Raw genomic sequence first — 13,400 nt, forward strand, 5'->3', positions numbered from 1 at the left:
GCTGCCTTGGAGCGCCGCATGTCCGCCCCTGCTCCCCCCGCCCCCCTCGGGTAGGCGCGCGGGGGGGGGGGCCGGGGCCGGGCCCCGGGGCCCCCGCCCCTCTCACGCACGTACGCGCCTCAGTGCTCCGGGCTCTCCTCCGGGGCCAGGAACCGGCCCATCGGCAGCACCGGCCGTCCCCAGGTGGAGGCCAGCACCTGGCCCGCCAGCAGGTAGAGCGCGCCCAGCGCCGCCGCCAGGCCCGCCCAGCCGGCCAGCCGGTTCCAGCCGACCGCGCCGGTGAAGCCGTGGCAGGTCATCGCCACGAAGACGACGAGCACGCAGCTGAAGGTGGTCAGCAGCGCCAGGTGGATCCGGAAGCTGCCCAGCCACAGCACGAACACCACGAACACCCACGGCAGCGTGAACAGGCCCATGGCGTCGCCCCGCAGCGAGGGGTCGACGCCCGGCAGCACCCACTGGAGCATCAGCGCCTTCGCCATCCAGAACAGCCCGAACCCGCCGAACACCGTGGCGTGCCAGGTGTCGCCGCGCTGGGCCTGGAAGAGGCCGGCGAGCAGCTGGGCGAGGCCGCCGATGAAGAAGCCGACCACCGGCAGCACCGAGGCGGCGAGCTTCTCCGGGAAGACGCCCGCGTCGATGCCGGTCGCGATGGTGGTGACCACGATGAAGCCGGTCAGGCCGAGCGGTCCCAGCTGGGCCTGGGCCGTGGGCTCCATCCGTTTGACCGAGACGGCCTGCTCGGCCGGTCCCGAGCGGTGGCGCAGGTTCACGAGACGCCCTCCGTCGCCGCCAGGTCCGCCCGGTCCGTACGGTCCTTGCGCACCCCGGAGAGCACCAGCGTGACCACCGCCCCGAGCACCGCCCAGATCGCGAGCACCTGGAGCGGCCCGCCGAGGGCGTTGCCCTTGAAGTACGCGATGGAGCGCGCCGCCCAGGTCCCGGCGCCCGGCGGCAGCGCGGGCCCGATGTCACGCCAGAACGGCGGGAGCAGCGGGTAGGGGTAGGCGCCGCCCGCGCTCGGGTTGCCGAGCACCACGATCACCAGGATCGCCAGGCCGATGCCGACGACGCCCGCGATGCCCTGGAAGGCCAGGGTGGTGGCGCCCACCGCGAAGACCACCAGCGCGCCGAGCGCGGCGAGCCCCAGGAAGCTGCCCGGCAGCGCGCCGAGCACCGGCCCGATGATCAGGGAGCCCAGCAGGCCCGCCGCGATCGAGTAGACCGCGAGCGCGGCCAGCCGGATGAGGGCCCGGTGCGGGTTGGCGGGGCGGGCGCCCGCGCTGATGGCGAGGATCGCGGCGCACAGGTAGCCGCCCACGCACCAGCCGACGACCAGGTAGAACGAGGAGAGCCCGCGGGTGTCGCCCTTGTCGGCCGGGGCCACGTCGACGGTCCTGACGGTGCGCTGCTGCGCCTTCTCCGCGGCGGTCACCACCAGCTCGACGGCCTGCGAGAGGGAGGCGCCGCCGCCCCCGGCGACGAGCAGGGTGTCGGTGGTGCCGGCCGGGTCGACGACCAGGGCGCCGTCGATGTCGCGGTCGCGCAGCTGCCGGGTGGCGGCGGCCTCGTCGGGGAGGGTGCGCACGTCCAGGGGGTCGCCGGGCAGGGCGTTCAGCCGCTCGGCCAGCTGCCCGGCGACCTGGGGCGGGGCGACCAGCGCGAAGGGCACGTCCCGGGGTTTGGGGTGGTGGAACGCCCCCGCGTAGGACGTGATGAAAGCGACCATGAGCCCCAGCACGCCGAGCACGAGCAGGGCCGCCCGCACGGTGACGGCGTTCTTCACCTCGTCGACGAAAGTCATGCCCCCACGCTCGGGGCCCCGGGGCGCGCGCGCAGGCGGGGTGGGCTGCACGGGTGACCGCCGAACAAGAAGTCGCACGTACGTTCGAAACTGGTCTATGGTGAGGAAGTGGGGGAGGTGACAGCGGATCGATCCAGGAGGTTGCGGATGCCCGGCTTCACGCATCTGCACACCGTGTCGGGCTACTCCGCGCGCTACGGCGCCTCGCACCCCGAGCGGCTCGCCGAGCGCGCCGCCGAGCGGGGCATGGACGCCCTGGCCCTGACCGACCGGGACACCGTCGCGGGCGCCGTCCGCTTCGCCAAGGCCTGCGCCGCCCACGGGGTGCGCCCGCTCTTCGGCGTCGACCTGGCGCTGGCCGCACCCCCGCCGCCCGGGCCGCCGGGCGCCGTCCGGGCCGCCCGCCGGGCCCCCGTGCGCGGCGGCGCCTTCGTCGACGAGTCCGCGCCGCGCGCCGTCTACCTGGCCCGCTCCGCGGCCGGCTGGGCCGCCCTGTGCCGCCTGGTCACCGCCGCCCACGCGGCCGGCGAGCACCCCCTGCTGCCCTGGGACGCCAACCACGGCGAGGACCTGACCGTGCTGCTCGGCCCCGACTCCGACGTCGGCCGCGCGCTCGCCGCGGGCCGCCCCGACCGGGCCGCCGGGCTGCTCGCCCCCTGGCGCGAGCGGTACGGCGCCGCGCTGCGCCTCGCGGCCGTGCACCACGGCCTGCCGGGCACCGGCCCCGGCTCGCTGCGGCTGGCCGCCCGCACCGTGGGCTTCGCCGCCGAACAGGGCGTGCTCCCGGTCCTGACCAACGCCGTGCGCTACGCCGACCCCGGCCAGGGGCCGGTCGCCGACGTGCTGGACGCCGCGCGCCGCCTGGTCCCCGTCGACCCGCGCCGCGGCCTGGACGCCGGCCAGGCCTGGCTCAAGGGCGCCGACGCCATGGCCGCGGCCGCCGGGCGGGTCGTGGAGGCGGCGGGCCTGCGCGCGGACGCCGCCCACCGGCTCCTGGAGCACACCCGGCGGACCGCGGCGGACTGCCTGCTGGACCCGGAGGAGGACCTGGGCATCGGCTCCGCGCACTTCCCCGAGGCGCGCCTGGTCGGCGCCGCCCACCGCACCGCCCAGCGCGTGCTGGCCTCCCGCGCCGCCGCCGGGATGGTCCGGCTGCGCTACGACGACCGGCCCGGCTACTGGCGCCGGATGCACCGCGAGCTGGACATCATCGCCCACCACGGATTCGCCCCCTACTTCCTGACGGTCGCCCGAGTGGTCGACGACGTACGGGAGATGGGCATCCGGGTGGCCGCGCGCGGATCCGGCGCGGGCTCCCTGGTCAACCACCTGCTCGGCATCGCGCACGCCGACCCCGTCCGGCACGGGCTGCTGATGGAGCGGTTCCTGTCCAAGCGCCGCACCGCGCTGCCCGACATCGACGTCGACGTGGAGTCCGCGCGCCGCCTGGAGGTCTACCGGGCCGTCCTGGACCGCTTCGGCGCCGAGCGGGTCGCCACGGTCGCGATGCCCGAGACCTACCGGGTGCGCCACGCGGTACGGGACGTGGGCGCCGCCCTGTCCATGGACCCGGCCGAGGTCGACCGGATCGCCAAGGCGTTCCCGCACATCCGGGCCAGGGACGCCCGCGCCGCCCTGGAGGAGCTGCCCGAACTGCGCGAACTGGCCGGGGAGAAGGAGCGGTTCGGCCGGCTGTGGGAGCTGGTCGAGGCGCTGGACGCACTGCCGCGCGGGGTCGCCATGCACCCGTGCGGGGTGATCCTCTCGGACGCCTCGCTGCTCGCCCGCACCCCCGTGGTGCCCACCAGCGGCGAGGGGTTCCCGATGTCGCAGTACGACAAGGAGGACGTGGAGGACCTCGGGCTGCTCAAGCTCGACGTGCTCGGGGTGCGGATGCAGTCCGCGATGGCGCACGCGGTCGCCGAGGTGGAGCGCGCCACCGGCACGCCCGTGGACCTGGACGCGGTGCCGCCGGGGGACCCGGAGACGTACCGGCTGATCAGGTCCACCGAGACGCTGGGCTGCTTCCAGATCGAGTCGCCGGGCCAGCGCGACCTGGTCGGCCGGCTCCAGCCGGCCACCTTCGACGACCTGGTCGTCGACATCTCGCTGTTCCGGCCGGGGCCGGTCGCCGCCGACATGGTGCGCCCCTTCATCGAGGCCCGGCACGGCCGCGCCCCGGCGCGCTACCCGCACCCGGACCTGGCGGAGGTGCTGGCGGAGACGTACGGGGTCGTCGTCTTCCACGAGCAGGTCATCCGGATCGTCCACGTGATGACCGGCTGCGGGCTCGCCGAGGCGGACCGGGTGCGCCGGGGCCTGTCGCACCCCGAGTCGCAGGGCCTGATCAGGATCTGGTTCGCCCGGCGCGCGGAGGCCGGGGGGTACGACTACGAGACCATCGCCCGCACCTGGGAGATCCTGGAGGCGTTCGGCTCGTACGGCTTCTGCAAGGCGCACGCGGTGGCCTTCGCGGTGCCCACCTACCAGTCGGCCTGGCTCAAGGCGCACCACCCGGCCGCCTTCTACGCGGGGCTGCTCGCCCACGACCCCGGGATGTACCCCAAGCGGCTGCTGCTCGCGGACGCCCGGCGGCGCGGGGTGCCGGTGCTGCCGCTGGACGTGAACCGGTCGGCGGTCACCCCGCGCATCGAACTGGTGTCCGACTCGCCGGAGGTGTGGGGCCTGCGGCTCGCCCTCGGCGACGTCCACGGCATCAGCGGGGCGGAGACCGCCCGCATCGAGGCCGGGCAGCCGTACGCCTCGCTGCTCGACTTCTGGGAGCGGGCCCGCCCGCGCAAGCCGGTGGCCGAACGGCTGGCCCAGGTCGGCGCGCTGGACGCGTTCGGTGCCAACCGCCGCGACCTGCTGCTGCACCTCACCGAACTCCAGCGCACCCAGCGCGGCGCCGCGTCCTACGGCGGCCAGCTCCCGCTCGCCCAGGGGCACCGGACGGCCCCGCTCGGCCTGCCCGACCTGGACGACGCCGAGCGGCTCAGCGCCGAGCTCGGCGTCCTCGGCATGGACGCCTCGCGCCACCTCATGGACGACCACCGGGACTTCCTGCGCGAGCTCGGCGTGGTCGGCGCCCGCCGGCTGCGCGGGGCCGAGCACGGCCAGGTGGTGCTGGTCGCCGGGGCCAAGGCGGCCACCCAGACCCCGCCGGTCCGCTCCGGCAGGCGGGTCATCTTCAGCACCCTCGACGACGGCACCGGCCTGGTCGACCTGGCCTTCTTCGACGACAGCCACGACGCCTGCGCGCACACCGTCTTCCACTCCTGGCTGCTGCTGGTGCGCGGGGTGGTCCAGCGGCGCGGACCGCGCAGCCTCAGCGTGGTCGGGCAGGCCGCCTGGAACCTCGCCGAACTGGTCGAACTGCGCGCCGCCGGCGGCCTGGACGCGGTCGGCGCCCGGCTCGCGGAGCACACCGGGGACGCCGAGGTCCCCGGGAGCGCGGACGGCCGCGCGGACGACGGGCGCCGCATCCGGATGCCCACCGGGTACGAGATGAACCCCTGGGCCGACCTGCGCCCGGCCGGCTCCGGCACCCGCCCGCCGCGCAAGCTGTGGCACCAGAGCCCCGGGAGCGCCGGATGATCCTCTGCGTACGCTTCCTGCTGCCTCCCGGCCGGGAGGCCGGCTTCCCCCGACTCCTGGACCTGCTGCGGGAGTTCACCCCGCAGGTGCAGGCCGACCCGCCCGCCACCGCGCTCGCCGACGTGCGCGGGGCCGCCCGCTACTTCGGCTGGAGCGCCGCCGAACTGGCCCCGGTGGTACGGGTACGGGCCCTGGCGCTGTACGGCGTGGACTGCGTCATCGGCGTCGGCCCCAACCCGATGCTGGCCCGGATGGCCGCGCGCGAGGCGGGCCCCCGCGCCACCCTCGTCGTCGAGGACCCGGCCCGTTTCCTGCACCGGCGCCCGGTGGCCGTCCTGGAGGGCGTCGGCCGCACCACCGCCCGCGCCCTGTGCGGCTACGGCCTGGACACGGTCGACCGGGTGGCCGCGGCCCCGCTCGCCGTCCTCCAGCGGATCGCCGGGGCGCGGGCCGGGCGCGAGCTGTGGGAGCGGGCCCGCGGCATCGACCGCACCCCGGTGGCCCCGAACGCCGCCGCCCGCTCCACGGCCGCCGAACGGGCCTTCGGCCACGACGAGCTGGACCGGGGCGAGCACCGCAGGGCGCTGCTCTCGCTCGCCCAGGAGCTGGGTGCCCGGCTGCGCGGCGAGGGCCGGGTCTGCCGCTCCCTGACGGTGACCGTGCGCTACGCGGACCGCTCCACCACGACCAGGACCCGGGCGCTGCGCGAGCCGACCGCGCACACGGCCGCGCTGACCGAGGCGGCCTACCGGGTGCACGAGTCCCTCGGCCTCCAGCGGGCCCGGGTGCGGGGGATCGCGCTGCGCGCGGAGGGCCTGGCGGCGGCGGAGGGCGCGGCGCACCAGCTCACCTTCGACCCGGTGGACGACAAGGTGCGCCGGCTGGAGGCGGTGGCGGACCTGGCGGCGCGCAAGTTCGGCCGCCGGGTGATCGGCCCGGGCAGCCTGGCGGCGTGACGGGCCGACGGGCGTCCGTAGCAGGGTTTTTGACGATCATTCAGTTTCTGGCGTCACGACCGTTCCCATCTCCGCTACCCGTGCGTAACTTGGCATGAGCGCATCATTCCCGTGGTCCGGGCCGCAGGGGGCGCACACCCCCATCCCCATCCAGCGCACCGCCTCAAGCCGCGAGGAGACCACCCCATGCTGCCCTGGAAGAAATCGGACTGGAAGAGACACCTGCTCGGACCGCTCTTCGCCGTCGTGCTCGCCCTCGGCGCCGCCCCCACCGCCGCCCAGGCCGCCACCCAGGCCGCCACCCAAGCCGCCCCCCAGTCCGCCGCCGCGCCCACCCGGGGCTGGAACGACTTCTCCTGCAAGCCCTCCGCCGCCCACCCGCGCCCCGTCGTCCTGGTCCACGGCACCTTCGGCAACTCCGTCGACAACTGGCTCGCCCTCGCCCCGTACCTGGTCGCCCGGGGCTACTGCGTCTTCTCCCTGGACTACGGCCAGCTGCCCGGCGTACCGCTCTTCAACGGCCTCGGCCCCATCGACCGGTCCGCCGGACAGCTCGACGCGTACGTCGACCGGGTGCTCGCCGCCACCGGCGCCGCCAAGGCGGACCTCGTCGGCCACTCGCAGGGCGGCATGATGCCCCGCTACTACCTGAAGTTCCTCGGCGGCGCCGCCAAGGTCAACGCCCTGGTCGGCCTAGCCCCCGACAACCACGGCACCACCCTGCTCGGCCTGACCCGGCTGCTGCCCTACTTCCCGGGCGCCGAGGGCCTGCTGAACGACAAGACCCCCGGCCTCGCCGACCAGATCGCCGGCTCCGCCTTCCTCACCAAGCTCAACGCGGGCGGCGACACCGTGCCCGGCGTGCGGTACACGGTGATCGCCACCCGCTACGACGAGGTGGTCACCCCCTACCGGACCCAGTTCCTGGACGGGCCGGGGGTGCGCAACGTACTCCTGCAGGACCTGTGCCCGCTCGACCTCTCCGAGCACGTGGCCATCGGCCTGACGGACCGGGTGGCCTACCACGAGGTGGCCAACGCGCTCGACCCGTCCCGCGCGACGCCCACCACGTGCGCGTCCGCCCTGGAGTGAACCGGGGCCCGCAGGGGCCTACCGGGTCAGCGGCTGTGCCGGCCCGCCGGGAGCGAACGGCGGCGCACCGCGGTGAACATGACGCCCGCGCCCAGCGCGAGCACCGCCGCGCCGCCCACCGCGATGTACGGCGTGGTGGAGTTCCCGCCGGTCTCCGCCAGGTTCTCCGTCGCACCGGCGGCCGAACCGGCCGGCCGCGGCTCCGCCGCGCCGTCGGCCTCGGGGGCGTTGCCCTCCGGGGCCACGGCCGGCTCGTCCGCGGGCTGCCGCGGGGCCGCGGGCGCCGAGGCGTTCGTGGACGCGTCCGCGTCCCCGTGCCCGTGGTGCTCCACCGAGGACTTGCCCGCGCCGTCCTCGATCTCCTGCTCCGAGGGGGCCGACGCCTCGGGCGCCGGGGCGCCGCCCCCGCTGTCCTTGCCGAACACCACGTCCGAGCAGGTGTAGAAGGCCTCGGGGGAGTCCGAGCGCTGCCAGACCGAGTAGATCAGGTGGCGGCCCGAGCGGTTGGGGATCGTGCCGGAGAAGACGTAGTCGCCGTTCTCCATCTTCGGGTCGGTCACCTTCAGGAAGGGCTGGGCCTCCAGGTCCGACCACTTCAGCGGCTTCGACGGGTCGTAGCCGTCCTTGGTGACGTACAGCTCGAACGAGCCCTTGTGCGGGGCGGTGCCCTTGTAGCGGAACGTGTGCTGCCCCGCGGCCAGCTTGGTGGCCGGCCAGTCGGCGCGCGCCAGGTCCAGGCCCCTGTACTTGTCGTTCCCGGCGCTGCACAGCTTGCCGTCCGGGATCAGCTGCCGGTGGTTCCCGGCCGCGTTGGCGATGTTGACTGCGTTCCAGTCGTAGAACGCCTGCACCCCGCTGGCGGCGACGGCCGCCTTGCAGGCCGCCGAGTCCGGGCTCTCCGGCCCCTCGGCGTAGCAGGCGGACACCCGGCTGACCGGGTCCGTCATCGATCCGTGTGCGGCGGCGGGGGAGGCGGCCAGCCCGGTCAGCGCGAGGGGCGCGACGGCGAGGGACGCGACGGCCGCGGCACGGCGACGAGCGGTCATGGTGAAGATCTCCTCAGTACGGCTGCGTGGGGGGACGCCGAGCAAGCTAGCCGCTGAAAGCCCTGGAAAACCGGGTGGGAAGGGCCTGGAGAAGATCTTTATGGCGCAGTTAAGACCGGGGTAAGAGGCCCCTCAGGAACGACCCCGCGCGACCCGGGGGAGGCCTTCCGCGGACCCGGCGGGACCGCCCCGCACCGCTGCTCGTACCGTGGCGGCATGACCCACCGGATCCGCCCGGCCGCGCCCGCCGACGTCCCCGCCGTGACCTCCGTGATCGACGCGGCCTTCCGCCCCTACGTCGCGCGCATCGGCCTGGTGCCGGCGCCGATGGAGGCCGACCACGCGGCGGACGTCGCGGCGGGGCGGGTCTGGGTGGCCGGCGACCCGGTGACGGGCGTCCTGGTGCTCGTCGCGCACGAGGACCACCTCTACCTGGACACCCTCGCGGTGCACCCCGACGCCCACGGCCGCGGTCTGGGAGGGGAGTTGCTCCGCTTCACCGACGACCGCGCCCGCGCGCTCGGACTGCCGGAGGTGCGGCTGATGACGAACGCGCTGATGTGGGAGAACCAGGAGATCTACCCGAAGTACGGGTACGAGGTCACCGGCCGCCGCACCGAGGGCCCGTACGACCGCGTGCACTACCGCAAGCGGCTCACCAGCTGAACCGGCCCTCCCGGGCGAGGAGTTCCAGCTCGTCGAGCGCCGCGACCGCCCGCGCGGCGGCCTCCGGGTCGCGCTCGGCCAGGCCGCTCGCCGCGAACTCGTCCTCGTCCAGGCGCAGCACCCGCGAGCCGTCCGCCGAGACCCACAGGTCCAGGTCGAGGTCCTCGACGACGACCTCGTCGGCGCCCACCTCGGCGGGGCGGGTGACGTCGCAGTACCAGCCCTTGAGGGTGCCGTCGGCGGAGCGCACCTCCTTCACCGCGTACCAGCGGTCGCGCCAGTAGTGCTCGGTGAACACGTCCCCGGGCTCGAAGCGCACGAACCCGAAGTCCCGCACCCCCTCGGCCGACCAGGGCGCGCGCACGGTCAGCCGCGTCCCGTCGTCGGCGACCACCCCGGCCGCGTAACGGATCTTCGTACGGCCGCCCTTGACCAGGACGACCTCAACCGAGCGCGCGCGCATGCCTCACCAGTTTCGTCGAAAGGGCGTACCCGAAGCGGCGGTTGACCGCCAGCATCGGCTCGTTGGCGTCGTCGTTGCTGGTGAAGGCGTCGGTGAATCCCGCCGCGCGGGCGCGGCGCAGCGAGTCCGCCTTCACCAGCGTCGCCAGGCCCCGGCCGCGGTGCGCCCGCAGGGTGCCGGTCATCCCGGACAGGTAGCGGGTCGCCCGGTCGGTGTGCGCGGCGGTGAACGACGCCACCTCGCCGCCCACCACGGCCACCGTCGTCAGCTCCCGGTCCAGGAGCGGGTGGTTCCAGGTGTGGGTGAGCCAGTGCTCGTAGTCCGCGAACTCCACCGTGACGTCCCCGGGTTCGTCCAGCGTCGCCTGCGCGTCCGCCTCGAACAGCGGTCGCGGGTCGCCGGCGAAGTCCGCCCCGGTGCGCAGTTCGACGCCCGGCGGCGGCGCGGCGGGACCCGGCAGCGCGGCCCCGGCCAGGTCCAGGTGCTGGTGGCGCAGGGCGCGCCCGGCGGCGTACCCGTGGCGGGCGGCGAAGGCCAGCGCCCCCGGCTCGTCGTCGGCCCAGGCCGAGGCGCGCACCGCGCCCGTGCGCGCCAGGTGCTCCTCGCCGGTGCGCAGCAGCAGGGAGCCCGCGCCGAGGCGGCGGTGGGCCGGCTGGACGCCGGGCGTGCAGTAGCCCTGCCCCGGCTCGCTGCTCTCGTACGCCACCCCGGTCTGCGCGACGCCGACGACCCGGCCCTCGTGCTCGGCGACCAGGACGCGGAAGTGCTCGGCGGGATGCGCCCCGCGCAGGGTGAAGAGCAGGGCCCCGGGGGTGGTGACGAGGGACGGGAGGACGGCCCGCAGCACCCCGACGGCCGCGTCGGCGTCCTCCGGGTCGTCGGGGCGCAGGTCACGGACGATCACGGTCATGGGAACCGACGTTAGGCGGCACCGGGCGGGCGCGCCTCCGAATTTCCGGGCCCCCGCGGCTGCCGCATTCCGCGCTCCCGCGGCTACCGCTTTCCGGGCCCCCGTGGTCGCCGCGTCCGGGTGGTCGCGGGCGGGGTGCGGGAGAATCGCCGGGTGACCCTGAAGATCGCCATCGACCAGGCGGCCCCGGCCGCGCCCTACGAGCAGCTGCGGGCCCAGATCTCCGCCCAGGCCCGGTCGGGCCGCCTCCCCGTGGGCTACAAGCTGCCGACCGTCCGCGGCCTCGCGGAGGAGCTCGGGCTCGCGGCCAACACGGTCGCCAAGGCCTACCGGACCCTGGAGGCCGACGGAGTGATCGAGACCCGGGGGCGGGCCGGGAGCTTCGTGGCCGCCGCCGGGGACGCGGCGGCGCGCGCGGCGGCGACGGCCGCCGCCGGGTACGCCGAGGAGGCCCGCCGCCTCGGCCTGTCCCGCGCGGACGCGCTGCGGGCGGCGGAGGAGGCCCTGCGGGCGGCGTACGGGGCGTGAGCCCGGGCGCCCGGGACCCGTCCTAGGGCGTGTTGCGAAAGTCCCGCCTGCCCCGCGACGCCTGGCACTTCCCCAAGCTCTCGGCTTCGCTCGAGCAGGGGAGACCCCATTGCTCGCTGCGTTGTCGGGATCATCCAAGTACGTCCAGTACGAGGATGACCCTCCGCCTTGCGAGCGCACGCACCAGACGCCGCGGGGCCCGCCCTCCGGGCGGACGGCGCTACTTTCGCAACACGCCCTAGAGGTACATCCCCGCGTCCGCGCCCTTCGTCTGGTCCGGGATCGACGGGGGCGGGGTGCCGCGGCGCAGCGCGAACAGTTCGGCCAGGGTCGCGCCCTCGCGGCCCACGCCCTCCTCCGTGCCGAGCCACGCCACCGCCTCGCGCCGCGTCAGCGCCCCCACCTCGATGCGCGCCAGGCACCGCCCGGGCCGGACCACCGCCGGGTGCAGCCGCTCCAGGTCCTCGTTGGTGGTGACGCCGACCAGCACGTTGCGCCCCTGGCCGAGCAGGCCGTCCGTGAGGTTCAGCAGCCGGGAGAGCGCCTGCCCCGCCGTGTGCTTGGCCTCGCCCCGGATCAGCTCGTCGCAGTCCTCCAGGAGCAGCAGCCGCCAGCGGCCCTTGGCGGTGCCCTCGTCCTCGCCGATGGCGATGTCCATCAGGTAGCCGACGTCGTTGAAGAGCCGCTCCGGGTCGAGGACGCAGTCCACCTGGCACCAGTCCCGCCACGAGCGGGCCAGCGTGCGCAGCGCGGAGGTCTTGCCGGTGCCGGGCGGGCCGTGCAGCAGGAGGAGCCGGCCGGCGATGTCGTCCGGGGTGACCTTCATCAGCCGGTCCATCGCCTCGGCCACCGGCGCCGTGTAGTTGGGGCGGACCTCGTCCCAGGTGCCGGCGGCGATCTGGCGGGTGGTGCGGTGCGGGCCGCGCCGGGGCGACACGTACCAGAAGCCCATCGTCACGTTCTCCGGCTGGGGTTCGGGCTCGTCCTGGGCGTCGTCCGTGGCCTCCTTGAGCACCTTCTCGGCCAGCTCGGCGGTGGTGGCCGTGACCGTGACGTCCGCGCCCCGGTTCCAGCGGGACACCAGCAGCGTCCAGCCGTCGCCCTCGGCGAGCGTCGCGCTGCGGTCGTCGTCGCGCGCCGCGCGCAGCACGTGGGCGCCCTGCGGCAGCAGCGTGAGACCGGGTTTGACGCGGTCGACCGTGCGGCTGTGCGAGTAGGGCTGCTCGCCCGTCGCGAACCGGCCGAGGAACAGGGCGTCCACGACGTCGGACGGCGAGTCGCTGTCGTCGACGTTGAGCCGGATCGGAAGGCTGTCCTGTGGCTTGGCAGACATATGGCCATGATCGGGCACGGACCCGGTCCGCGCACGGTGTTTTGGAGTGTGGTGATACGTACGTGTCTCGGGAGCGCCGTCCCGATTGGGTGGTATGCCCGGAACGGCGCCCCGGGTGGTCAGCCGACCGCCTCCCGCGCCAGGTGTGCGGCCCGGCGGGCGCGGCGGACCACGGCGTAGCCGCGGGTGAGCGCCCGGTCCACGGCGAACTCCCGGCCGAGCGCGCGGCCCTCGACGAGCCGTTCGAAGGCGGCGTCCCCGGTGGACCGACGGACCGTCAGGCGCCGCAGCGCGTACGGCCCTTGGGCACGCCGGGCGAGCCCGTTGGCCACGGCGAGGGCCTGGGTGAACCCGGCGGCCCGCACCGCCCCGCGCACCCGGCGGCTGGAGTAGCCGTAGGGGTACGCGAACGAGACCGGCGGCCCGCCCAGCTGCTCGGCCACCAGCTCCCGGCAGCGCAGCGCCTCGAACCGCAGCCGCCCGTCGTCGAGTTGGTCCAGCTGCGGATGGCTGTGGCTGTGTCCGCCGACCTCCACCCCGGCCGCCGCGAGCGCGCGCACCTGGTCCCAGTCGAGCATGGCGTCCGGGGCGCCGCCGGTGTCGTACGGGCCGCGCAGCCAGCCCGTGGAGACGAACAGCGTCGCGGGGAAGCCGTGCGCGGCGAGCGCGGGCAGCGCGTGCCGGTGCACGCCCTCGTAGCCGTCGTCGAAGGTGATCAGGACCGGGCGGCGCGGCAGGGCGCCGCCCGAGCGCCAGGCGGCGGCCAGGGCGGCGGTGGTGAGCGGGGTGTACCCGCCCGCCGCGAGCACGGCCAGCTGCCGGGCGAACGCCCCGGGGGAGACCGACAGGGCGTGCGCCGCCGGGGCGGGCCGGTCCGCGACGGCGTGGTACATCAGCACCGGCACCGGCGCGTTCACGCCCCCGCCCCCTCGCGCACGGCCGCTCCCTCCCGGGGCGTTCGCCCGGCAGCTGGCCGTGCTCGCGGCGGGCGGGTACACCCCGCTC

General features: G+C 75.5%; 12 protein-coding genes. 5 read left to right on the top strand and 7 right to left on the bottom strand.

Going from position 1 to position 13,400, the window contains the following annotated elements:
* Positions 1-119: 119 nt before the first annotated feature.
* Positions 120-773, bottom strand: a complete 654-nt coding sequence (locus tag ABT160_RS27360) for an acetate uptake transporter (RefSeq protein ID WP_351650481.1) — start codon at positions 771-773, stop codon at positions 120-122.
* A complete protein-coding gene (locus ABT160_RS27365; RefSeq protein ID WP_351650482.1) occupies positions 770-1,804 on the bottom strand; it encodes a DUF3533 domain-containing protein in 1,035 nt (344 codons plus the stop codon). The genes ABT160_RS27360 and ABT160_RS27365 overlap by 4 nt, the downstream gene beginning before the upstream one ends.
* Positions 1,805-1,951: 147 nt before the next feature.
* Between ABT160_RS27365 and ABT160_RS27370 the strand changes: the two genes are divergently transcribed.
* From ABT160_RS27370 to ABT160_RS27380, 3 genes are all read left to right on the top strand, one after another.
* Positions 1,952-5,401, top strand: a complete 3,450-nt coding sequence (locus ABT160_RS27370; RefSeq protein WP_351650483.1) for a DNA polymerase III subunit alpha — start codon at positions 1,952-1,954, stop codon at positions 5,399-5,401.
* A complete protein-coding gene (locus ABT160_RS27375; RefSeq protein WP_351650484.1) occupies positions 5,398-6,357 on the top strand; it encodes a DNA polymerase Y family protein in 960 nt (319 codons plus the stop codon). The genes ABT160_RS27370 and ABT160_RS27375 overlap by 4 nt, the downstream gene beginning before the upstream one ends.
* A 186-nt stretch (positions 6,358-6,543) precedes the next feature.
* Positions 6,544-7,449, top strand: a complete 906-nt coding sequence (locus tag ABT160_RS27380) for an esterase/lipase family protein (RefSeq protein WP_351650485.1) — start codon at positions 6,544-6,546, stop codon at positions 7,447-7,449.
* A gap of 26 nt (positions 7,450-7,475) precedes the next feature.
* Here the strand turns inward: ABT160_RS27380 and ABT160_RS27385 are convergent, their stop codons facing one another.
* Entirely contained in the window at positions 7,476-8,495 is a 1,020-nt protein-coding gene (locus tag ABT160_RS27385; RefSeq protein WP_351650486.1) for a lytic polysaccharide monooxygenase, read from the bottom strand.
* Positions 8,496-8,711: 216 nt separating this feature from the next.
* Between ABT160_RS27385 and ABT160_RS27390 the strand changes: the two genes are divergently transcribed.
* A complete protein-coding gene (locus tag ABT160_RS27390; RefSeq protein WP_351650487.1) occupies positions 8,712-9,161 on the top strand; it encodes a GNAT family N-acetyltransferase in 450 nt (149 codons plus the stop codon).
* On the opposite strand, the gene ABT160_RS27395 is transcribed toward ABT160_RS27390, so the two are convergent.
* Positions 9,151-9,624 carry a ribonuclease FAU-1 family protein gene (locus ABT160_RS27395; protein WP_351650488.1) on the bottom strand — a complete coding sequence of 158 codons (474 nt, stop codon included), beginning with the start codon at positions 9,622-9,624 and terminating at the stop codon, positions 9,151-9,153. The genes ABT160_RS27390 and ABT160_RS27395 overlap by 11 nt on opposite strands.
* Positions 9,605-10,534 carry a GNAT family N-acetyltransferase gene (locus ABT160_RS27400; protein WP_351650489.1) on the bottom strand — a complete coding sequence of 310 codons (930 nt, stop codon included), beginning with the start codon at positions 10,532-10,534 and terminating at the stop codon, positions 9,605-9,607. Before ABT160_RS27400 ends, ABT160_RS27395 begins: the two co-directional genes overlap by 20 nt.
* Positions 10,535-10,687: 153 nt before the next feature.
* Between ABT160_RS27400 and ABT160_RS27405 the strand changes: the two genes are divergently transcribed.
* Entirely contained in the window at positions 10,688-11,062 is a 375-nt protein-coding gene (locus tag ABT160_RS27405; protein ID WP_351650490.1) for a GntR family transcriptional regulator, read from the top strand.
* 238 nt (positions 11,063-11,300) lie between these two features.
* Here ABT160_RS27405 and ABT160_RS27410 read toward each other — a convergent pair whose 3' ends face one another.
* Positions 11,301-12,395 carry a DUF5925 domain-containing protein gene (locus ABT160_RS27410; protein ID WP_351650491.1) on the bottom strand — a complete coding sequence of 365 codons (1,095 nt, stop codon included), beginning with the start codon at positions 12,393-12,395 and terminating at the stop codon, positions 11,301-11,303.
* A 119-nt stretch (positions 12,396-12,514) separates the two neighbouring features.
* Positions 12,515-13,288, bottom strand: a complete 774-nt coding sequence (locus ABT160_RS27415) for a polysaccharide deacetylase family protein (RefSeq protein WP_351650544.1) — start codon at positions 13,286-13,288, stop codon at positions 12,515-12,517.
* Between the last annotated feature and the right edge of the window lie 112 nt (positions 13,289-13,400).

It is taken from the genome of Streptomyces sp. NPDC001941, from assembly GCF_040296945.1.
In the GTDB taxonomy this organism is placed as follows: domain Bacteria; phylum Actinomycetota; class Actinomycetes; order Streptomycetales; family Streptomycetaceae; genus Streptomyces.